Source organism: Legionella bononiensis, assembly GCF_016786215.1.
GTDB classification, from domain to species: Bacteria; Pseudomonadota; Gammaproteobacteria; order Legionellales; family Legionellaceae; genus Legionella; species Legionella bononiensis.
On sequence record NZ_JADOBG010000002.1, the window covers coordinates 402,906 to 425,396 of the forward strand.

A 22,491-nucleotide genomic window follows, 5' to 3' on the forward strand; every position below is an offset into this window, starting at 1 on the left:
AGAGGGAGAAGGAAATTCTTGCGAGATCTCGATAACATTGTACACGTTAACGATATAGAGCTGGTTTTATTTTTGTCGTTTTTAATGGTAATGCGCGCCCTTCTTCAATTTTTATTTCTGAAAAAGCAATCCTATTTTTTGCAAATACAACAACTGAAGATTGATTAGTACCATAGCCATACTCCGGAATATCGATATATATAGAACTTAATAATTGTTCTAAATGATGTTCAATACCCGTTTCTGGTAATAAATGCTCCGGTGAACTTTTTGTATCAAATAAAATGGGAAAAAGCAGTTCGATTATTTGCTCAGGCTCAGAGCATGCTGTCAGTTGATGTTTTGTATTATTAAATAACTCTTTTGCTCTGCTCACTTTATACCATGGAGTATCCAATAAATGATTACTAAGTCCATAAAGACCAGAGGAGAGTTTTTTTATCTCTCCAGAGACATTCGAATAATAATAAACATCCTGCATAGTCCCAACGAGCAAATTAAATGGATTGTATTGATCAGCGGTTAACTTGATGTACTCTAAATAGTCTTCAGGTGAAATCCGATCACTTTCCAATAAATATTGTGCAACTAAATGCCCTCTTGATCTCATTGATGATTGATGCATTTTTGGGTTTCTGTAGTTAGTAACCAAAGAAAAATGACCCAACCCATGCACTCCTAACCAAGTTCCATTGCCAACCAGATCCTTTCCTGAATAGATGTTTGGATTATCATGCCAATAATCTGCCGGTGTGCTGGAACGTTTATAAAATTCATCTCTATTCGATAATAAGATTAATGGAAATAAGGGATGTTGATCAATGGCGATTAATGCGAGACACATACACTGCTCAATTATTTTAAATCTATGATAAAGCAATATATCAAAACAAGAACGATGTCAACTTTAGAGAGGGTTCTATTCATGGACTAAATCCAGATTATAAAGGCATGAATCACAAAAGAACAGAATAAAGACTAAACCTCTGACCTGGTCAAAATTCAGGAGGAGATAGCACTAAGCGCAATCTCCTCCAACGATTTATTCTAACCCTAAATCATAACGAATCACATCCAGAATACCTTTGGTACAGATATGACAAAAAGATTCATGAGACTCCATGACACAGTTCATTCCGGGTTTATGACTCAGCCCTTTTGAACTTGGAGATTCAGCGTAACCGCCTTTATAGGCTCCATAAACTGGAGGGTTTGAGTGCCAATCACTGTATGGGGTTGGTATGGTCACTTGTGGACTTAGAAACTCACTCCATTTCATAGCTGAATAAGTGGGTTCCTTTAGAAAAGTAATATTTTGCGACCAGGGCTCTTCCATATCCGCGGCAAACTCCAGCTCTGTACGTCCCCCTCCTTCATACTCTTCATTAAGACCAAAAAAATGTCCAAATTCATGCAATAAAATATAAATAAAATACTTGGAGTTTCCAGCAGGTACTGCCGTATGAGACATATAGTTACCCACACCCCAATAGCGACTGCTGTTTACAAGTACAATTGGATAATCATAGGGTGCAGAGGCAATTCCTTCACGAAACTTATTTTCCCGAGTCGGATATACTATATGATACCAACGTCCAAAATTATCCCAATAAGGATAATACAGTCCTAAAAACGAATTGAACTCTGGAACTGGGATACCCAAATCTTCGGCCTCACCCAATTTACTTTCAGAGGGATTATATACTGCATAAAAATCCATATACTCAACACCAGGAAAATTAGCGTCCAATAAGGCTTGAACTGATTTCACAGCATGCCGCCAGAACAAAGATTTTTCATCACGCCCATACCCTTCCGCATAAATATTAACTCTTAAGGAAGGACTCTTAGTCGCTCGACCCAGCTCTTTGATCTCCAGTTCATTAAACACTTTATCTGCGGTCTTAAATTCATCAGGGCTGATATTTTGTTCTACTACTTTTTCCATATGACCTGACTGAGGGTTCTCAGCATACAACTCAAAGATCATGTCTTCAGTTGGAAGGGGAAAACGTAAATTAATAGCTCTGGCAAGTTTACGGTATTCTTTACCTGTTCCAATAGAGTCGAAATAGACTGCTTCTCCGGTTTTACTGTTTTTCAAAACTCCCAGATAACTACCCCACTTAGGCTTATGGGTGCTTCGAGCCAATACGGCTGGTGTTCCGGAAGCTTCTATCACTAAACCACTTATTGCATAGAGTTCATTATCTCCCAGCCAATCAACCTGAATTCGCAATACTGGAATACCAGATTGTTCTTTGACTGATTTCAAGGAGGAAAGCTTAAGCTCAGGATGACTTAAATGGCGGTACGTGTTATCAGAGGGCACCTTATTCGGATCCCAATAAGGTTTTGCAGATACCCAATGAGCACTGCACAGTAAACAAAGAATAAGAAATAAACGCATAATAAGTTGTGCCTCCTTGTAGTTGACCTAGTACAACATAATACCCTAATACAAAAGCGCTCTTGAACTATAAAGAGCAGTAATTAAAATTAACGAGACAGCTCCACTATCCAGGGAGGGTTATTACCTAATAGAGTGATTGGATCGAAGCCAAGGGAACTGATTCTATCCCATTCCAGCCCCAAGTACCGTGACTCATCCTTTATTGCTCGTTCATCACTAGTTCCACTTACCTGATAACAATTATCAAAAGGGCCATAAGTATACGAACTGCAAATAACGCCACTTAACTCCATCTCGTTACCCATTTTACTGTACCACTCATCAACAAGCAGCGGTCCCGCAGGGTTTAAAGCCGGATCAAGTATATAGATTGAGCCCATGTAGTTTACAGCTGTTGAGACATGATACCACCAACTGACGTATCCATCAGGAGAATATGATGTTTGGAGAATCAAATCACCAAAAGCAAAAATTTTGGCGGGCTTAAGCAAATTCTCCTTTTCAAGTTTAATAATCGACAGTGCAGCCCGTGCAAAACAACCGTCATCAGGATAAAGCCAACTGATTCTTCGTTCAAACTCGGGGTTATCATCAGTGAAAAGAAATCGTGTATCACGAACTACTTTAAATAGAGTCATCATTTCATCATAAGCAACTACTGTCGGAACCAGAGTGAAATCCATCTGCTTGATGGGGACTTTTTTTCCAATAGGTGTATCTCTGGCTATTAATGAATTGCTCTGAACTGCAGAAACGCTGGCTTGTACTCTTTTTAATGCTTGAGCGAATGGTTCATGTGGTGAACGCTTGGATGAGATATTCGGCTCAGAGGGGGCTGAAAAAACCAGAAACGGGAATAGCATTAACAAAGAAACTATTAATCTCATAACAACTCCTATTCATAGTATGATGCTGAAGAACAATGACTTCAACATCCAGATCATCCTTGATCTTCTTAATAATTAACATGAAACATAATAAAAAACTAGCGAGAGTTTAACAAAGCGCAGAGCTATAAAGCTATTCATTAATCCAATAGTTAAATAATGAAATGTTACTGCATACGGGTATTTTCAATGAATTTATAAGCGGTTCAGTCGGAATAATTTTAATGAATGTAGCAGGAGCCAGATCAGTTGTTAGGCGAAGACAAGCTGAGCCACTTAGGGGTTATAGAACAATTGTCATACCCCTTATAAACAGAACAGATTTTCTAAACGTAGGTGATGTGGATTGGATAATCAGTTGCGATCACTTATTGAGATGCGATTTTCTGTATTGCTTCTACCAAAGCAATGCCTTCTAAAAGTTGCACTCTCTCTTTCAATGACTCAGGAGTATCATCTTCTAGTACAGGACATTTTTTTTGGAGAACAATAGGCCCTTCATCAACATCCTTGGTTACATAATGAATTGTACATCCCGTTTCCCGGGCACCGGCTTGAATGACGGCTTGATGTACCTCCAAATCCATTTTCCCTGCAAAATCCGGTAATAATGAAGGATGAACATTGATTACCTTGTTATTCCAAAGCGCGACAAATTCTTCGGATAAAATACGCATATAACCAATTAGAACCACCAAATCAACTTTATGTTGCTGCAGTATACGACTAATCTGCATGTCGTATTGCGCTCTGTTCAAACCCTCGTGACCTAAATATTCTGTATGAAGACCATACTGTTTAGCACGTTCAAGGATAATGGCATTTGATTTATTGCTAATGACTACTTCAATAGTCGCAAGCAGTTTATGTTGATTAATTGCATCAATAATGGGTAACAGATTGGTGCCTCTCGTCGAACCCAGTATACCTAATCGAGTCATAATGAGCGCAACTTACGCATGGCATCGATGCGCTTATTAATTAATGAGCTGGTACCAATGTCCTTGCGATGAAATACAGGACCTTTGATTTGCGACAGTTCCTGTTCGGCTATTTGCTCGGCTGCGGGAATATTATCAGCCACTCCTACATAAGCTGCCGTTCGAGAGCCCGTCGCATAAAGCAGTCCGTTCTCTTCATTTACTCCAGCTAAATATAAATAATGATCATTTACAACCGATGAAATATCAATTTCAACATGACGAAGAGGGTGATCCGGATAACCTTCAGGTACCGCATATTTACATACAGTAGCTTTTTGAGAAAACAGAACCTGCTCTGATTGCAAAGTTCCCTTAATCATGGCACGGCACAGATCAACAAAATCAGATTCGAGTATACTCAGCACATTAAGCGATTCAGGATCACCAAATCGTGCATTAAATTCAATTACTGACACACCAGTGGCTGTTGCAATAAAGCCTCCATATATAATTCCTATATATTTTTCATTCATTTCAGTCATTAATGCATTGACAACACTTTGATTTATTTTAAATGCTTGTTCTACATCAGAATGACTCAGGAAGGGCAAATGGTGGTCTGCAGCGGTATAGCTCCCCATTCCCCCCGTATTAGGGCCTTTATCATCTTCAAATGCCCGTTTATTATCCTGTATTAGAGGCATAGGAATTAAAGAGGTGCCGTCAGAAAAACACATAAAAGAAAATTCCTGTCCTATCAATTTTTCTTCAATAACCAGGGTCTGACCTTGAGCAAAAATTTCGCTGCAAAAAACAAGTGCTTCTGCAAAAGAATGAAGATGATCTCCAGCGACCTTAACCCCCTTCCCAGCCATTAAGCCATTTGCTTTAACGACATAATTATTTTCACCCAATTCAGCTAAAAACTCGGAAATTCCTTCAGGATTTGAAAAGACTTGATACTTGGGTAAACCAGAAATTTGATATTTTTGCATTAAATCTCTGGCAAACCCTTTACTGGTTTCTATCTGCGCCAATGCTTTTTTAGGTCCTACGACAGGTATGCCCGAATCCCATAAAACATCAGCTAAGCCCTGTTCTAAAGGAGCTTCAGGGCCAATAATCGCAAAATCGATCCGCCATTGTCTTGCTTGATCAGTGATGCGTTCGATATCAGTACTATCACCTACCCAAAACCCCTGAGAAAGACCTTGTATCCCGGGGTTATAGGACGTACCACAACAAAATAGGGAAGGCTTATGCACTGACATACTCAATGCTTTTGCTATGGCATGCTCACGTGCACCAGAACCAATAATAAGAATATTCACTACGATATTTCTCCTATTTCAGCTTCAATGCCATTTTCCTTTATTCTCTTTTTTTCAAGCGACTTAATTTTATCTTCGGTTATTTTTCCACAAATGTAATTGCCATCCATGCACGCCATACAAGGACGGCTCATATGATGCATACCCCGTCGTGTAACCGCTTCGATAAGATCGTCCTGACGTTGATACAATAATTTATCTACACCCAAAAACGCTCTGATTTCCTCTTCGTTTTTATGAGCTGCAATTAATTTTTTTCGTGAGGGAATATCAATACCGTAAAAACAAGGATTTTTTATTGGTGGGCAAGTGGATACAAAATAGATTTCCAAAGCGCCAAATTCACGGATCATTTTCACAATTTCACGCGAAGTAGTTCCGCGTACGATACTGTCATCGACGATTAAAACTTTCTTTTTATTAATTTCAGTTTTTTGTGGTGTTAATTTATAACGTACCTGCCGAGAACGAGATTCCTGATTTGGCATGATAAACGTTCGACCAATAAAAGGGTTTTTATATAAACCTTCGGAATATCGAATCCCAAGCTCATTAGCAAAAGCCAGCGCGGCGGTATTTGCAGTCGACGGAGCAGGAATTACAACATCAGGAATTAAGTCAGGATAGGTCTCTTTCCAGCTTTTCGCCAAATTTTGTCCCATGCGTAATCGTGCCCTATAGACACTGACATCATCAAGAGTAGCATCAGGTCTGGCAAAATAGACGTATTCAAAAATGCAAGGAGTGAATTTTTTATCAGTCAGTACTCTGCGGTACAATTGTCCCTGGTTATTTACATAGGCCACTTCACCGGCTTTAATATCCCCTTTAGGCTCAAAACCCAAAGCATAAAATGAAGTTGTTTCTGACGCAAAAATATAGTCTTTAGTGCCATCTTGCCGTACTCGTTCCCCCCATACCAATGGACGAATTCCATGAGGATCCCTAAAGGCGACTAATCCCTTCCCTATTACTAAACTGACTACTGAATAAGATCCTTCTGCACGCTCATAAATCGTGTTTACTGCATTACACAATAAATTGAAAAACTGTTCCTCATCATTATCTGAGTAAGAACCTACTGCCAGATTGTCTGCTAAAAGTAATAATAATGCTTCAGAGTCCAAAGTAGAATTTAAATGACGGTGTTGTTTGCCACAAATATCATCAACCAGCTCTTGGTAATTAACCAGATTCCCATTATGTGCCAAAGCGATGCCTCTTGGACTACCTATCCATAACGGCTGTATATCGGCTTCGCTGTAACCACCCGCGGTAGGATATCTAGCATGAGCAATACCAACATTACCTTTTAGGCGGTGAAGATCCTCCAAAAAAATAGACTCTCTTACCAATCCTAGACCATGTTTAGGGTAAAATCGATCATCGCAGGTCAAAATACCACAGGCATCCTGTCCTCTATGCTGGAGATGAATAAGACTATCATAAAGTTCAGCAGCAACGGGTTCATGACTGTAAATACCAACTATTCCACACATAAGTCTTTTCCCCTCAGATAGAAACATCCTGCCTAATATTGATGAACAAATCGTACCACTGCGATTAAGTAACATCGTTGCCCGTATTAGCGTCACGAAATACGAGATCGAAGTGATAACAGATTCCATTGACTCCCCGTATTACGCTACGCTAATACGGGCTACAATAGGATAAATTATCTTTTTAACGTAATGTCAGTAAGCGGTTTCATGCTCATTCGGAATGGATTTCAATAATGTTCCGAATTTTGTTGTTCGTTACGCCCTGCTCTTCATCCCCCAAACTGTTCTATTTTGAAAACACTAACTTAGCCACTGCTCAATATTGTTGATTATTCTCTGCTGCACCGGGCCAGGAGTTTTTTCATAAACAAACGTCTCTTGAGTAATCATTTCATAAAGCTGAATGTACCGCTCAGCCAAAGTAACAATTAATTTTTTTGGAGCTTTGGGTAATTCTTTATCGTTATAAGGATCACAATGCTCCACAAACCATAATCGCAGAAATTCTTTATCGATATTTTCAGGTTCTTTTCCAGCATCAAATCGCTCTCTATAACTGGAAGACAACCAGTAACGACTTGAATCAGGCGTATGAATTTCATCGACAAGAACAATATTGCCTTCCTGATCACGACCAAATTCATATTTGGTATCAACCAGAATAAGACCATGCTGAGCAGCAACTTCCATTCCATGTAGAAATAATTTCAATGCATAAGAACTGGCTTCATCCCAATCGGCTTGAGTCATCCAGCCTTCTGAAACGATTTCTTTTGGACTTATTGGACGGTCATGGTCATTTTCTTTAGTAGTTGGAGTCAGAATGGGTACCGGTAATTTTTGATTTTTCTGTAATCCTTCTGGAAAAGACAAACCACAATACTCGCGGATTCCTTTTTGATATTGAGTCCACAGCGAAGTACTTGTTGTGCCAGAAATAAATCCCCTTACAACAAATTCGATAGGAAAAACGTTACATTTTTTAGCAATTACCACATTGGGATCGGGAACAGCGATTAAATGATTTGGAACTATTGATTGAGTATTCTTAAACCACCAGACTGAAGTCAAATTTAATACCTGACCTTTATAAGGAACTGAGGCCAGTAATCGATCAAATGCACTTTGCCGGTCAGTAGTTACAAGAATTAATTTATCCCCCAAGTCGTAAGTATCACGAACTTTTCCTTTATATTTTGTACCAAAGGTAAAATCCGTTTCGGTCAAACAATAGGGCATTGCAGCAATTATCGCATTTTTATCAGGAGCTTTAATATTCATAGCAGACATGGGCATATGGATTAAAAATAATATTTGAATTAAATATCAATTCCTTAAGGTCGGCAATCTTATCGTGTTCAGTTTCAAAAATCCACAGAATACCGTGCTGTATCTCTTCTATACCATCAAGTGAAAAATGATCCAAAAGCATCTGCTTTTTTTGCTGTCCGTACAGATCATCTTTAGGTTTAACTAAAAGAGCGATACTGGATTCTCTGGATACTTGTTCAGGCTCAACTAGGTATTCTTTACGCGTATTATATAAAACACCTGTTTGCTTTATTTGTTCTACAAGTTCAGATGATTGGCAATTAATTTGCCAATGAACAATCCTGCTGACCCGCACTGGTAGGCCTGATTGCCTTAAGGTATTTTGTACAGTTAAAGCATGATTATCGGTTATAATATAATGTACCAAGAGCTCATATCCTTGCTGTTCTTTTGAATAGGTAGGTACTTTTATTGGTTCAGGAATATAAGCCAACTCACTGGGTACAAATTCTTTATGCTCTAGTATGTAATCTTTCATCGATAAAAATAGAGCATCTCCCGCCGATGTTCGTTCGGGATGAGGCATCATAGCCATCACGTTCCCTGACTTATTCATCACTGCTGCTGTATTAAGCACTGATCCATTAGGATTGACTGGGAAGTTATCAATAATATCTCCCTTTTCGTCACAATACTGAAATACATTTAGTCCTTCATTCACAATTTCTTGCGCCAGTTGTTCTGGAATTACAAATCGCCCCTCAGCATGTGCTATCGGTACGGATAATATCGATTGTTCCGTTAAATGTCGTGTAAACGCATTACTTGGGGAATGAGCGGCTGGACGCATATGTATCCAGTTATTATAAAAGCCGGTTCCCAGTATCTTTCCATCAAGAATACGTCGATTTTCAGTAAGAGCCATTCCTGGTTGATTATTTTTTAATCCTGGCACCATTCCTGTTTCAACTAAAATTTGAGCGCCATTACAAATTCCCAATACAGGTTTACCCAGCTCACTCTGTATTCGAATTTCCTTCATTACCGGATCCAGAGCAGCGATGATTCCTGCTCGGGAGCGGTCTTCATAAGAAAAGCCACCCACTATCACATAGCCATCCATCTCTCGCAATTTGGTATGTGATTCATTCCATAAAAATTCAATGGGTATCATTCCTGCTCGTTTCACAGCAAGCATGGTTTCCCTTTCGCAATTGGATCCAGGAAATTGAACTATAGCAATCTTCATTAGATTAATCTCACAGCAGAAGTACCGGATACAACTTTACCTATCTCGAATAGTGGAAAATCAGCATACGTTTTTAATACGGCTCGCATTTCATCAACTACATCTGGGGCTACTATCATTACCAGACCAACCCCCATATTAAAAGTTCGGTACAATTCATGATCATCCAGATGGCCCAAAGATTTTAATACATTAAAAACAGGTAAGACCGGACATTTATTTTTCTGAATTTCTACCGCGCAGTGTGCAGGCAAAATCCTGGGGATATTCTCTAATACGCCACCACCGCTGATATGAGCCATCCCTTTAATGTTGATTTTTTGATTTAACATATGAAGGACAGGCTTAGTATAATTGATATGAGGTGCTAATAATGCTTCACCAACCGTCTGAGCCAATTCAGGTATTTTAGAATCAACAGTATATCCACCTAAATCAAAAAATAATTTCCGTGCAAGAGAGTACCCATTGGTGTGCAACCCGCTGGATGAGAAGGCCATTACTACATCACCGGGTACAATATCAGTACCGAGAACAGCGGCCTCTTTTTCGACAACACCCGTGATAATGCCGACCAAATCATGCTCACCTTTTAAATAAGTGTCTGGCATTTCAGCAGTTTCGCCACCAACCAGAGAGATCTCATTTTCAAGACAGGCTTTAGTCATGCCAATAATTATTTCTTCGATATTTTCCGGCTTTAAACGATCTGTTGCGATATAGTCCAAAAGAGTTAAAGGTTTAGCACCAAGTACAATGATGTCATTTGTTGTAGCACTTACCAAATCAATGCCAATAGTGTCAAATTTTTGCATCATTCGAGCTACTATCATTTTTGTACCAACGCCATCAATACTTTGAACCATAATGGGATGTTTGTAATGCTCCATCAATGGCTTTAAATCATACATAGCCCCAAAGCTGCCAATACCTGTTAAAACCTGTGGTGAAAAAGTCTTCTCTACATTACGTTTGATTCGTCTTACAGCCTCGTTACCCGCTTCAATATCAACACCGGCAGTTTTATAATTGATAGTAGTCATTATAATAATCTCTCTCTAAGACCATGTTCCCAGGCGTGTTTTGCTTCATTAACTGACAGGTTAATTTCAGAGTTTATGGAAATATAAGGCTTCTCCACAGTATGACCGATAGTCATGTAGGCAATCTGATATTTGCTAAAAATCGTATCAATTTGTGTGCGGTGTTCCGGAGCTACTTCTAAAACAAAGCCACCACTTTCGGAAAATAATAGTTTTTCAACAGGTAAAGTTCCAGGGATTACGACGTTGAGTCCGATTAAATTCTTAAAGCTCATTTCAGCCAATGCTACTGCTACACCCCCTTCGGAGATATCATGTGCAGACAAAACCAGTCCTTGCTGAATGGCTTCTGATACTGCCTGAATTTCATCAGTAATTGTCTTTAAATCAGGTTGAGGTACTTGAGACCCTAACTGATCAAACAACTGATAATACACACTGCCACCGCACTCATCTTTTCGTTCACCAACTAATATAAGCAGGCTGCTACTCTTTTTAAAATCAAAAGTAATGGAACATTCAATATCAGGTATAACCCCTAGACAACTGATCATTGGACTGGGCGGTATAGAACCTTTAGAGGATTCATTATATAAAGAAACATTACCGGCAATCACCGGTAATGAAGAGTCAGGATATTCTTTTAATTTAATTGCAGCACAGGCATCAACAATACCGCGTACCGAATCGACAAACTCGCCCATCTGTTCGGGTTTTTCCGGATTACCAAAACACAGACAATCAGTAAGTGCTACCGGATTAGCGCCAACCGCAGTAATATTACGAACTGACTCAATAACTGCGTTTACTGCTCCCCAATAAGCATCAATTTTATTATAACGAGGATTTTGATCCAGAGATAATGCGATTCCTGTTTTGCGAATTTCCTCAGGATATTTATCCTCATTAAAGGGTTGCATTACGCCAGCGTCAGCCCAACCTGCTTCTATAAAGGTTCGTCCCTGTACCTGTTTGTCATAAGTTTCAAATACTGGCGCTCTTGAGGCGATATTTTCATGCGCTAATAATGTTAATAAAATCCGATTCAAATTTACTGGTTTAGGCAAATCTGGCTCTGTACATTTCTGCTGTCTGGAAACAAAAGGTCTGTTATACACTATGCCTTTGGTCACATCAGGTACTTTTGCCCTGACTAATTCTTTTCCCTGATAATTGACTACATAGAGGCCATCAGTTCGAATTTTACCAACTACTGCAGCACAAGCACCCTCAGATACTTTTGGAAGTGCAAAAGTTTGGTTGTAGTGATTCAATACCATATCAACCAGATCAGGAGGCACAACCCACATAAAGCGCTCTTGAGTTTCAGAGCACAAAATAACGGATGGGTATAAACCGGGCATACCTGTTGGTACTTGTTCCAAGTCAATCTCAGCGCCATATGAACCACCGGCTTCAGCAAGCTCTATACTGGCACACGCGACACCTCCAGCGCCTAAATCCTTAAATCCTACTCGATCAATCAGATTTTTATCCCTAAGTATTTTAAACAAAGCATAATTCGCTTTGAGTATATGGCGTTGCAAAAAAGCATTAGGCTCTTGTACTGCTCCCTTGTTTTTCTCACGGGAATCCTCTTCCAAAGTCGTTGAAGCAAAACTGGCGCCTCCAAATCCACTGTTATCAGTTGGTTTCCCAACAAGGATAAACACGTAATCATCTGCATTTTCAGGAGCGTAAGAGTGAATAATATGATCTTCTCTTACTATTCCTAAAGTGACCACGGTAACTAGGCAGTTTTCATTGTATGCAGCATCGTAATACACATCACCAGCAATATTGGGTATACCTAATGGATTTCCATATCCAGCAATACCGGCTACTACACCATCTTGAATCCAGTGCGTATGAGAGCGATTAATATCCCCAAAGCGTAAACTGTCCGCTACAGCGATAACCTCTCCTCCCATACAGCAAACGTCTCTCACGTTTCCACCAACTCCTGTAGCTGCACCTTCATAAGGCACAATCTGAGAAGGATGATTGTGAGACTCATGACTGATAATAATGCCGTAACGATGACCTTGATTGTCTCGTACTACTGAAACAATACCGGCGTCTTCCTTTGCGCCAAGGATTACATTCGGAGCATCTGTAACGAACTGTTTTAAATGAACGCGGCTGCTTTTATAAGAACAGTGTTCTGAACCTTGAATTGACCATAAAACACATTCAGCATGACTGGGTGCTCGTTTAAGAAATTCGTTTTGAATGGTTAAAGCTTCATCAACAGAGAGGTTAAGGTTATGGTCACGAAGTGTTTGCGCGATTTCTTCTCGCGATAACATGGAAAAATCAAGAGTTTCAGTAGGCTTTTGCATGAATCCCTTAGACAAGAAAGTATTAACTTATGAAGGATTAGTCTGACTAATCGCTCCCCCAATATTCAAACGATAAAGTCATTCTGATAATACCCAGAAAAACAATACTGTTTTATTTATCTCGGAATTTGTGCGTATTGTATCGGTTTATCTGGGTTTGAAGCAATTAAATTTCAGATTTTTCGTAACTATTTTTATCACCTATTCAACTAATTATCCATTCAATCTGTTTTTTCAAATCAATAGGTATTTCTGATAACTCTTCAAGCTCATAATCCATATAAGGATTAGCCGTTGGATCTTTAGCCTGATGAATTTTCATCTGTTCATCTCGAGCTTTATGCAGCCACTCAATCTGAGGAGAGAACAAATGCAGCATTCCTTCAAGCCATCTATCTAAAACCTGCCAATATGGATCGTCCGTCAAAGTCATCTTGTAACGTTTCAGAAAATAGGAAATATGCTCTGCGTCATACCATACTTCAGAGGTAACCCATCGATTAACCGTAAAAAGTCGTATAGGTAATCCGAATTTGTTCATCCCGATCGCGACCAGATGAGTCATAGGATTATCTATATATTTATCCCAATCGGGCAAAGCAGCCGGTTTAATTCTTTTGGGTATGTGTTTGTATCGGATAAAACAATGGAAGTGACCATGTTCAGTACTTTCATAATTTTCTCTATGGCAATGATAAAAATACTGAGAACCTGTTGAATGATCTATTCGATCACCCTTTGGGTAATGACTCATTCGCTCATGTTTGCGTTTCTTTCTGAGCGTATAATGAAGTATGTTTTTTCCTTTCGGAGTAATCATTTGCTGTTGGGCTTCAAGAACCTGGGTTGCATAACCCAAAAAAACGTTCTTCCTCCATTTACTTAACTGGGGTAAAACAAAATTTGAATCAGTTGTCATATTTATTGCTACATAAAAGAAAGAGGTAGTTAAAACTACCTCTTTGTTTGAACAAACTAATTACTAGTCACCACTGCAACCGCCACAACCTTTGCAACCTTGACAGCCTTTGCAACCTTTACAACCTTTGCAACCTTTGCAGCCTTGACAACCTTTGCAGCCTTTACAGCCAGTACAAGTAGCAGCAGCAGGAGTAGATGTATCATCAGCATATGCTACAGAAACCATAGGAGCTGAAGATAAAGCAGTTAACAGTGCAGCTACAGCCATTGTTGATTTTTTCATAATATTACTTCCTTGATAGTTAAAGGTTTTTATTTTGACCCATTAAGATATTAGCAAAGAAATCAATATTTTTCTTCCTTTTTTAATAAATTTTTTTGATTAATTAATAATTAGATTGGGTACTTAATAAACCATATGATTTTTGAAGGCTTGACTGCATTTATAAACATGAATAAATCAAACCTTTTTAAGGTTTTTTTAGATTAATCTCCGAGCTCTACCATGGAATTTAAACAGGTCTTTCTGCGGAATAAACTTGATGCATCAAATTCAGAAATAAATTTCCGTGCCTGTCCAAAAAAGCGGAGTTGGAATACCAAAAATCACAAATGCCTTTATAATGGTTCAATTTCAGAGATTTTTCACTGATATTCACTTTAATAATGATTAATCATTAAGCTGGTAGTGAGTACTACTCTCCATTTCAAGCTAGGATAATTCCTTCTTCGATAATTTAAGTATTATTTTATCAAGCAAGCGGGTACTAAGAATTCGTTTCAAAAAGATAAATAAATACGCAGGAAAAGTCACCGGATATTTTGCTTTTGGCCTTTTTGCTTCAATGGCATGTATCAATTTATTAATTACAGCAACCGGTTTTTTGGTAAACACTGAATCGGCTTTATTTTGTTTGTAGCTTGTTAGCATCACCTCATATTGTTTTTTAAAAAAACTGTTATTTTGATTAATATGTTGCAAACTTAGATCGACTGCATTATCTCTAAATCGACTGTCAATTGGGCCAGGCTCAATACTAATGACATCGATACCAGATGATTGGAGTTCCAATCTAAGTGTATCGCTTAGTCCTTCAACAGCATACTTCGAAGCATTATAAGCGCCTCGCATAGGCATACTGATAATTCCCAGGATTGAGCTTATATTAATAATTCGTCCACTGCCCTGCTTTCTCATTACAGGCACAATCAGATTTGTAAGTTCCAATAACCCAAAGACATTGGTTTCAAACTGTTGGCGAATGACCGTTCGACTGATATCCTCCAAGGCACCTGCCTGACCATAACCTGCATTATTAATTAAAACATCGATACGACCTGAAGTGAGTTTAAATAATTCAGAACATGCGCTTGTGATGGATGATGAGTCACTCACATCCATAAGAAGTGTTTCTATACCTGCCGCTATCAATTTGTTCACATCCGTGCTTTTACGGCATGAAGCGATAACTCGATGCCCTCTTTTATTAAGAGCAAAAACAGCGTCATATCCTATTCCACTCGAACATCCAGTAATAAAAATGATTTTCCCTGGCATGCTGATCACCTTAAATTTTAAATGAAGTTATGCTACTCGTCTCGGCTATGAAAAGAAATACTTTTATTATGCTTTGTAATGGTGTTTCCAAGCCTCGCTACAGATCGGGGTATGTGAACATATATTGCGCATTTTGAGCTGGATTAGTCTATAATTTTGATAAAATAATAAGTTTAAGGCAGAAACAATGAATAATAAGTTTATGTCCTTAGCAGAATACAGTCATATTGTATTTATTATTCTTTTAATCAATTTATTTTATAGCGATCATGCACGGGCTAACACCAATTCTCTAATACCCCAAAGCACCCAATTGGCTTATTTTATTGGATATCATAGTTACAGCAGAAATCCAGCGGTGATCCATGTTGCGCCTGTACAACCCATACGAGGCGCTTACTGGACGGGATGGAAATATATTGGTTATAGCTGTCAGCGACGTTGCTTGATCGATAAATGGACGGGGCTCACGATACAATGCAGACAACGTTGTTAACCAAATTGATTTTAATCCTCAAACTCTTAAGTCCCAAGCTTACCTGGAATGTAAACAACTTGGTGTAAAGGTCTCATTCCAATGTTGCTCAGCTGACTTCCCTTTTCTGTGCCAAAATGAAGGCAGTAACGAGTGAGAATATAACCTGGATGGAGCGGTATCTCGAGGGCTAACTGGCTCCTTGGTTACTATACCCAGATTTCGCTCAAGATTTTGCTTATTATAACGAAAGCTTATACGATTACAGGTCTTCTCAAGATAATCTGGCAAAGTTTTACCTTTAAACCTCTGTTCTTTTGCTATTGTGTTGATTAAATTCGTGCGCTGTTCTGTTTGCTCACACACTATCTTTTGATTATTTTCCAGGTCTTTAGGTATTCTTTTGATTTCTCGCAACAAACTGATTATATAACGATTCCCATATTTCAAATAACTAGGAATATGCTCTCGATTCTCGACTAACTTATGGAGTTTTTTGAAGTCGTCGGTATCCATTTCCTTTTGCAAACGATGAATTTCTCTGCGTACCTCCTTCTTCCTGCTTTTCAATACAATATCCTGTTCTCTGATGTGAAGGATGGATTCATTGATCACAGCAATCGCATGATAAGTAAAAATTAAGGGTGAAAAATCGGTTTCATTTGAATTGTTTTTAATAAAATGTCTCAAAGCAAGATGATTTTTATTGGGTGAATTTAACTGACATAACTCATGATAAGTATTTTGAGTTCCCTGAGGTAAACCTTTAATTAAGTTGGGGCTTGCTATCAATTGCAAATTAGTAAAAACCAACAAAAAGCCTTCGTAACAATGGCGTCTTAACAGTACATCCGATATATCGATCCATCGCCTGAACGCATTCAGTTTCGCATCGGGTCTAGCATGATGTTGCTGGATGTCCTGTTTTAGAAAAAACTCCAACTTGTTTCTTATTTCGAAATAATTAAATTGGTTGAAGCTGGATTTATCCTTACATTCAAACCCTTTAGGATCTCTGAAATCGTCTAAGCTCAGTTTATAAAATACTTCTCTTAACTTGCAGTCAATAATCGACGCATAGTCAGATACAATTTTACTTTCAACATAACTGTACAACAGTTGATTCTTTTTAGATCTGGCTATTGATTTTTGAACTGTTTTATCTGTTAATACAATATCAAGCTGTTCTGAACAAATCGGGTTGAAAAAAAACTGCTGATTACCCATTTGATTCAACCAATCTCGAAATTTATTACTGCGCATTGTTGTAAACTCCCTTTTAACAACATCAATTCGTTCGTAAAGACCAACTGCATCATGCAAAATAGTCTATTATTCCTTTGGAAGATTGCTTTTTAAGTGGAGTAATTAATGCCCCCTCTTCAATCTCCTGCCGCGTTTCTTCTTTCACAAAACCATTTGGGTTTTGTTCTGACTGATGTGAATTCCCATCCATTCCTACAGTGACCTCTGCCAAATCCAGCCCTTGATCCGCCATCAGCTCTCTTAATCGCGGCAAGGCCTGATCTACAATATCCCGTACATGATTGCTATGACTGGTAATATTCACAGAAGCAGAATCCTTAACCACTTTAACACTAATTTCCAATGGCCCTAAATCTTCAGGATTGAGTTTGATTACAGCACTTTTAACACCATGATGCCCTAACCAAATGATGTGCTCAGAAAATTTATCAGCCCATTGAGCATTACTTAAGGGCAATGATATGTCAATATGTTTCGTTTTATCTGCATCTGTTGAATAATTAGAAAACTGATTATTGAATAGTTCAGGTTGAGGAGTAACATGCTGGTTGTTATTTAATAAAGTATGTTCTGACTGAATGTTCTGATCCACAATGAACCGGTCACTGCCTGGCTTATTAATTAATGAGTTAATAGAACCATTTTTTAAATCATTGATAAAACGATCTTTACTTTCAATAACTGGAGCATATTCAACCTGCTGAGAATCAATATTCTCATTAGACATTAAATCAGTTTGAGTCAATTGATCATTTAAGTACTGTTGCTCCAAACGCTTGTTGCTTTTATCGACGAACAACTGCTCGACACCTTTGGTCTCGGAATCATCATACATCTCTGGATCTGTAGAGGCAGACAATGGTGGTTCAAATTGGTCCGAATCTATCCAGGTAAGAGCAATATTAGAATCCAGACTGTCAGTTGGTAAAGGCGATAAATTGACTGATTCAGTCAATTTATCGCCTTGGGGTAGAGCCTGACTGATACCTTCCAATACAGCCTGATCTTTAGTACCTGAAAAAACCACACTCACAGTATCTACTTTGGCCTCGCTCACATTCTCATTAATTAAATCGGTATTTTTAGAATTCATTCCTTCGGGAAGAGCATCTTTTTTAGCAGAATCATTTAATAATAATTCAGTAAACAATAATATAAACGAACCAGGGTCAATTATTGTCTCGTTTAATTGATCATCACTTTGTTCTTCTTTAGTCTCCAGTGATTCAACTGATTTTATTTGTTCCTGAGCTGCTCCACTAACATCGGATAACTTAAATGAATCGAGAATAAGATTATTCAAATCAATCATATTGACACTCCTTGTCTTCTGTTCCCATTAGTTGCAATATTCATACCAATTGCAAACATTACGCAAAAAAAATCAAAGTAACGTTAAGTAATATTTCTTCGGTGTAAATCTCTGTAAAGACATCTACTGTACCTGAAAAACTAGTGATAGCCTTCATCTAAAAACAGCTTATGAGTATTCCAATATGAATGGATTTTTATTTTCACCTGCGCTCACCAAACAAGAAGTTGATGATAAAATCAGCAGAGCAATCAACTTACTCAAAAACATTCCTTCAAAGGAAAAAGCACTGTTTCTGAGTGAACTAAAGAGTAGAATAAGCGATTTTGAAAAAGAACTATTAAGTGAACAACACAGTATTTATGAGAAAGTACAAGTATTAATCCAATACAACAGATTTGCAAAAACATTATTACATTGCCTGAAATCTCCCGAAAATGCATCCGCCGCAATTATCAATTACCACCGATTTAAATATTATCCTGTGGGAATAGAAGACACGATGAAACCTAATCCTTTGCTGCAGAATTCAGCAATCGCCACAATGGGAATTGGAGTTGCTTTATTGGCGGCCACAATACCTGCTTTTATATTCAATCCGGCTATAGGCGCCATATTCCTTTCCATGGCTATAACCCTTTTGTTTCCAAGCTGTTTCTATCTAATGACTCCTGAATCTCCAGATACAACCAGGAAAAAAGCTGAAGAAAGAACTCTATTCCATTTAGCTGCTCAACTCATGAGACCCGATCTTGTTTTTACCGATGAATGTGACATACCTGAGTCTTCCTCTCCAATCTATGCATCGTAAGAGATAGTGACGCCATCTTGGTTGACCGTGCTGATTGACACGCTAATGATCGCAAAGACAATTAATTGTACCGTTGCTCTGAAATAGATAAGGTATAGGTTAAAAGACCTCATGAAAAATTCCTAAATTTAAGCTATTATTATTTTTTTGATTTTGGGAGTTCTTTTATGAAAGTAGGTCATGACAGTCTATCAACAAAAAGTGAATTAAAAGTTGATGGTAAAACCTATCATTATTACAGCTTGAAAGAAGCTGAAAACAAAAATTTCAAAGGGATTAGCCGTTTACCGTATTCGCTTAAAGTGCTCTTTGAAAATTTATTACGCTTCGAAGATGATAATACCGTTACAACCAAAGATATAAAAGCTATCGCAGACTGGTTGCAAACGAAAACCTCACAGCATGAAATTGCATTCAGACCAGCACGCGTTCTCATGCAGGACTTCACTGGAGTTCCTGCTGTAGTTGATTTGGCAGCCATGCGTACTGCGATTGTCAAAATGGGTGGAAACGCCGATAAAATTTCTCCACTTTCCCCAGTAGATTTAGTCATAGATCACTCCGTTATGGTGGATAAATTTGGCACAAAAGACTCCCTTGAAATAAATACTGAAATTGAGATGGAACGAAATAATGAGCGCTATGAATTTCTCCGTTGGGGGCAAAAAGCGTTTTCCAATTTTCAGGTTGTCCCTCCAGGTACAGGTATTTGCCATCAGGTGAACCTGGAATATTTGGGGAAAACCGTCTGGAGCAGTGAAAGTGAAGGTCATTTATACGCCTATCCAGATACATTAGTAGGTACAGACTCACACACAACCATGATCAATGGTTTAGGGGTTCTTGGTTGGGGAGTTGGAGGTATCGAAGCTGAAGCAGCAATGCTGGGACAACCTGTTTCCATGTTAATTCCCGAAGTTATTGGCTTTAAGTTATCAGGTAAATTAAAAGAAGGCATTACCGCTACCGACCTAGTACTCACTGTCACTCAAATGCTCCGAAAAAAAGGAGTAGTCGGTAAATTTGTAGAATTTTATGGTCCTGGATTAAATGACTTGCCACTTGCTGATAGAGCAACCATCTCCAATATGGCGCCAGAATATGGGGCAACCTGTGGTTTCTTCCCTGTCGATAAAGAAACCATCCGGTACCTGGAACTGACAGGACGCGATCACCATACTATTGCTTTAGTCGAAGCTTATGCAAAAGCCCAGGGCATGTGGTATGACAAAGACAGCGAAGACCCCGTATTTACGGATACCCTGCATTTGGATCTGGATACAGTTGAGCCATCGTTGGCTGGTCCTAAAAGACCCCAGGACAAAGTCAATTTAACCTCCCTGCCTGTTGAGTTCAATCATTTCTTAAAAGAAACAGGTAAAGAATCAGAGAGCAATTCTGAGTTCGACGTTAAAAACAAAGAGTTTAAAATGAAACATGGTAATGTGGTCATTGCCGCAATTACCAGTTGCACTAATACCTCTAATCCAAGCGTACTAATGGCTGCGGGACTCGTTGCCAAAAAAGCTATTGAAAAAGGGTTACAACGTAAGCCCTGGGTAAAATCCTCTTTAGCTCCCGGCTCCAAAGTAGTTACCGATTATTTGAAACAAGCGGGGTTGCAAACCTATCTGGATCAACTGGGCTTTAATCTGGTTGGCTATGGTTGTACTACCTGTATCGGTAACTCTGGTCCGCTACCTGATGCAATTGCTCACTGTATTACTGACAATGATCTGGTTGTTTCTGCTGTTCTATCTGGAAATCGCAATTTTGAAGGTCGTGTTCATCCTCAGGTTCGCGCAAACTGGTTGGCTTCACCTCCATTAGTCGTGGCGTATGCGTTATGCGGTTCAACCTGTATGGACTTAAGCAAGGACCCTTTAGGAACAGGTGCCGATGGCAAAGATGTCTTTTTGAAGGATATCTGGCCTACTAACGCTGAGGTAGCTCTTGAAGTTGCAAAAGTAACTGGTGGAATGTTCCGTAAAGAATATGCTGAGGTATTTCAGGGTGATAGTCATTGGCAAGCCATTAAAACAAGTACAGGTAAAACGTATGAATGGAATCCTGATTCAACGTACATTCAGCACCCACCTTTCTTTGAAAACCTGAAAGCGAAACCTGATGCGATTAAACCCATTAAACAGGCTTATATTCTGGCTCTTTTTGGTGATTCCATAACAACAGACCATATTTCACCTGCTGGTTCCATCAAAGCAAGTTCTCCTGCTGGACTGTATCTAAAATCAAAAGGAGTTAGTGAAAAAGACTTCAACTCCTATGGTTCACGTCGGGGAAATCATGAAGTCATGATGAGAGGTACTTTTGCCAATATTCGTATTCGCAATGAAATGACCCCTGGTCAGGAAGGTGGCATAACTCGTTACATTCCTACTGGAGATGTGATGCCTATATATGATGCATCAATGCTCTATCAGGCTGAGCATCATGATTTGGTTGTGATTGCCGGTAAAGAGTATGGAACAGGTTCATCAAGAGACTGGGCAGCCAAAGGAACCAATTTACTGGGTGTAAAAGCAGTTATTACAGAGAGTTTTGAACGAATTCACCGTTCTAATTTGATTGGCATGGGAGTTCTGCCTCTACAATTCATGGACGGTATGACACGTAAAACACTGGGATTGGATGGCAGTGAACGAGTCAGCATTGAGATATCTGACTCCCTGACTCCAGGCGCAAAAGTAGCTGTTAAAATTGAGCGCGAAGACGGTCGAGTTGATCATCTTAATGCACTGTGCAGAATCGATACTGCTGACGAACTGGAATACTACAAAAACGGTGGTATTCTTCAGTACGTATTGAGGAATCTTTGTGCCTAAAAGCAATTGAGCCCAGATCACCGGTTTGGGCTGTAACTCTTTTACCGTCATCCCGATTTAAAGAGGGATCAACTAGATCTGGCTGAGAAATGAATTCAATGCCACATTGAGGGAGATCCTTCACTGCGTTCAGGATGACGCCGCTTGATATAAGTGGTTTGTTATAAAAGGTTTGGTATAAATAGAACTAATTAATATCTCTTCGTCATCCCGAGTGAAACGAGGGATCTCCTGAATGTGGCTGGGAAATGAAATCAATGCCACATTGAGGGAGATCCTCCACTGCGTTCAGGATGACGCCGCTTGATATAAGTGGTTTGTTATAAATGGTTTGGTATAAATA

18 protein-coding genes are annotated in these 22,491 nt (G+C 38.9%); 3 read left to right on the plus strand and 15 right to left on the minus strand.

Going from position 1 to position 22,491, the window contains the following annotated elements:
- Positions 1-46 precede the first annotated feature (46 nt).
- The 13 genes from IZU94_RS02875 to IZU94_RS02935 form a co-directional block, all read right to left on the minus strand.
- The gene (locus IZU94_RS02875; RefSeq protein ID WP_203107805.1) at positions 47-844 is read right to left on the minus strand and encodes an NRDE family protein; all 798 of its coding nucleotides are present in this window, start codon (positions 842-844) and stop codon (positions 47-49) included.
- 198 nt (positions 845-1,042) lie between these two features.
- Positions 1,043-2,410, minus strand: coding sequence for a M64 family metallopeptidase (locus IZU94_RS02880; protein WP_203107807.1), 1,368 nt, complete (start codon positions 2,408-2,410; stop codon positions 1,043-1,045).
- 89 nt (positions 2,411-2,499) lie between these two features.
- Positions 2,500-3,300: a protein-glutamine glutaminase family protein gene (locus tag IZU94_RS02885; RefSeq protein WP_203107809.1), complete on the minus strand. Its 801-nt coding sequence runs from the start codon at positions 3,298-3,300 to the stop codon at positions 2,500-2,502.
- Positions 3,301-3,668: 368 nt separating this feature from the next.
- Complete coding sequence (purN, locus tag IZU94_RS02890; protein WP_203107811.1) at positions 3,669-4,241, minus strand: phosphoribosylglycinamide formyltransferase; 573 nt, start codon at positions 4,239-4,241, stop codon at positions 3,669-3,671.
- Positions 4,238-5,554 carry a phosphoribosylamine--glycine ligase gene (gene purD, locus IZU94_RS02895; RefSeq protein ID WP_203107813.1) on the minus strand — a complete coding sequence of 439 codons (1,317 nt, stop codon included), beginning with the start codon at positions 5,552-5,554 and terminating at the stop codon, positions 4,238-4,240. Before purD ends, purN begins: the two co-directional genes overlap by 4 nt.
- On the minus strand, positions 5,554-7,053 hold the full coding sequence (gene purF, locus IZU94_RS02900) for an amidophosphoribosyltransferase (protein WP_203107815.1): 1,500 nt from the start codon (positions 7,051-7,053) through the stop codon (positions 5,554-5,556). Before purF ends, purD begins: the two co-directional genes overlap by 1 nt.
- 303 nt (positions 7,054-7,356) lie before the next feature.
- Entirely contained in the window at positions 7,357-8,337 is a 981-nt protein-coding gene (locus IZU94_RS02905; protein WP_238400478.1) for a phosphoribosylaminoimidazolesuccinocarboxamide synthase, read from the minus strand.
- Complete coding sequence (gene purQ, locus IZU94_RS02910; RefSeq protein ID WP_203107817.1) at positions 8,327-9,577, minus strand: phosphoribosylformylglycinamidine synthase I; 1,251 nt, start codon at positions 9,575-9,577, stop codon at positions 8,327-8,329. Before purQ ends, IZU94_RS02905 begins: the two co-directional genes overlap by 11 nt.
- Entirely contained in the window at positions 9,577-10,620 is a 1,044-nt protein-coding gene (gene purM / locus IZU94_RS02915) for a phosphoribosylformylglycinamidine cyclo-ligase (RefSeq protein ID WP_203107819.1), read from the minus strand. The genes purQ and purM overlap by 1 nt, the downstream gene beginning before the upstream one ends.
- On the minus strand, positions 10,620-12,962 hold the full coding sequence (gene purL / locus IZU94_RS02920) for a phosphoribosylformylglycinamidine synthase subunit PurL (protein ID WP_203107821.1): 2,343 nt from the start codon (positions 12,960-12,962) through the stop codon (positions 10,620-10,622). The genes purM and purL overlap by 1 nt, the downstream gene beginning before the upstream one ends.
- A 205-nt stretch (positions 12,963-13,167) precedes the next feature.
- Entirely contained in the window at positions 13,168-13,881 is a 714-nt protein-coding gene (locus IZU94_RS02925; protein ID WP_203107823.1) for a DUF6969 family protein, read from the minus strand.
- Positions 13,882-13,944: 63 nt separating this feature from the next.
- A complete protein-coding gene (locus tag IZU94_RS02930; RefSeq protein ID WP_203107825.1) occupies positions 13,945-14,166 on the minus strand; it encodes a hypothetical protein in 222 nt (73 codons plus the stop codon).
- A 429-nt stretch (positions 14,167-14,595) separates the two neighbouring features.
- On the minus strand, positions 14,596-15,441 hold the full coding sequence (locus tag IZU94_RS02935) for an SDR family NAD(P)-dependent oxidoreductase (protein ID WP_203107827.1): 846 nt from the start codon (positions 15,439-15,441) through the stop codon (positions 14,596-14,598).
- Between the two features lie 187 nt (positions 15,442-15,628).
- On the opposite strand from IZU94_RS02935, the gene IZU94_RS02940 reads away from it, so the two are divergent.
- Positions 15,629-15,937, plus strand: a complete 309-nt coding sequence (locus IZU94_RS02940) for a hypothetical protein (protein WP_203107829.1) — start codon at positions 15,629-15,631, stop codon at positions 15,935-15,937.
- Between the two features lie 39 nt (positions 15,938-15,976).
- On the opposite strand, the gene IZU94_RS02945 is transcribed toward IZU94_RS02940, so the two are convergent.
- Positions 15,977-17,179 (minus strand): hypothetical protein, encoded by a 1,203-nt coding sequence (locus tag IZU94_RS02945; RefSeq protein ID WP_203107831.1) that lies wholly within the window; start codon positions 17,177-17,179, stop codon positions 15,977-15,979.
- 52 nt (positions 17,180-17,231) lie between these two features.
- Positions 17,232-18,494 (minus strand): flagellar hook-length control protein FliK, encoded by a 1,263-nt coding sequence (locus IZU94_RS02950; RefSeq protein WP_203107833.1) that lies wholly within the window; start codon positions 18,492-18,494, stop codon positions 17,232-17,234.
- A gap of 184 nt (positions 18,495-18,678) precedes the next feature.
- Between IZU94_RS02950 and IZU94_RS02955 the strand changes: the two genes are divergently transcribed.
- The gene (locus IZU94_RS02955; protein WP_203107836.1) at positions 18,679-19,305 is read left to right on the plus strand and encodes a lpg1689 family Dot/Icm T4SS effector; all 627 of its coding nucleotides are present in this window, start codon (positions 18,679-18,681) and stop codon (positions 19,303-19,305) included.
- 167 nt (positions 19,306-19,472) lie between these two features.
- The gene (gene acnA, locus IZU94_RS02960) at positions 19,473-22,148 is read left to right on the plus strand and encodes an aconitate hydratase AcnA (RefSeq protein ID WP_203107837.1); all 2,676 of its coding nucleotides are present in this window, start codon (positions 19,473-19,475) and stop codon (positions 22,146-22,148) included.
- Positions 22,149-22,491: the final 343 nt, after the last annotated feature.

Bases quoted from the DNA above. Each gene is read 5' to 3' on its own strand.
- IZU94_RS02930 (WP_203107825.1), bottom strand. From the start codon at position 14,166: ATGAAAAAATCAACAATGGCTGTAGCTGCACTGTTAACTGCTTTATCT.
- IZU94_RS02935 (WP_203107827.1), bottom strand. From the start codon at position 15,441: ATGCCAGGGAAAATCATTTTTATTACTGGATGTTCGAGTGGAATAGGA.
- acnA (WP_203107837.1), top strand. From the start codon at position 19,473: ATGAAAGTAGGTCATGACAGTCTATCAACAAAAAGTGAATTAAAAGTT.
- IZU94_RS02940 (WP_203107829.1), top strand. From the start codon at position 15,629: ATGAATAATAAGTTTATGTCCTTAGCAGAATACAGTCATATTGTATTT.
- purL (WP_203107821.1), bottom strand. From the start codon at position 12,962: ATGCAAAAGCCTACTGAAACTCTTGATTTTTCCATGTTATCGCGAGAA.
- purQ (WP_203107817.1), bottom strand. From the start codon at position 9,577: ATGAAGATTGCTATAGTTCAATTTCCTGGATCCAATTGCGAAAGGGAA.
- IZU94_RS02880 (WP_203107807.1), bottom strand. From the start codon at position 2,410: ATGCGTTTATTTCTTATTCTTTGTTTACTGTGCAGTGCTCATTGGGTA.
- IZU94_RS02955 (WP_203107836.1), top strand. From the start codon at position 18,679: ATGAATGGATTTTTATTTTCACCTGCGCTCACCAAACAAGAAGTTGAT.
- IZU94_RS02950 (WP_203107833.1), bottom strand. From the start codon at position 18,494: ATGATTGATTTGAATAATCTTATTCTCGATTCATTTAAGTTATCCGAT.
- IZU94_RS02875 (WP_203107805.1), bottom strand. From the start codon at position 844: ATGTGTCTCGCATTAATCGCCATTGATCAACATCCCTTATTTCCATTA.
- IZU94_RS02885 (WP_203107809.1), bottom strand. From the start codon at position 3,300: ATGAGATTAATAGTTTCTTTGTTAATGCTATTCCCGTTTCTGGTTTTT.
- purN (WP_203107811.1), bottom strand. From the start codon at position 4,241: ATGACTCGATTAGGTATACTGGGTTCGACGAGAGGCACCAATCTGTTA.
- IZU94_RS02905 (WP_238400478.1), bottom strand. From the start codon at position 8,337: ATGAATATTAAAGCTCCTGATAAAAATGCGATAATTGCTGCAATGCCC.
- IZU94_RS02925 (WP_203107823.1), bottom strand. From the start codon at position 13,881: ATGACAACTGATTCAAATTTTGTTTTACCCCAGTTAAGTAAATGGAGG.
- purF (WP_203107815.1), bottom strand. From the start codon at position 7,053: ATGTGTGGAATAGTTGGTATTTACAGTCATGAACCCGTTGCTGCTGAA.
- purM (WP_203107819.1), bottom strand. From the start codon at position 10,620: ATGACTACTATCAATTATAAAACTGCCGGTGTTGATATTGAAGCGGGT.
- IZU94_RS02945 (WP_203107831.1), bottom strand. From the start codon at position 17,179: ATGCGCAGTAATAAATTTCGAGATTGGTTGAATCAAATGGGTAATCAG.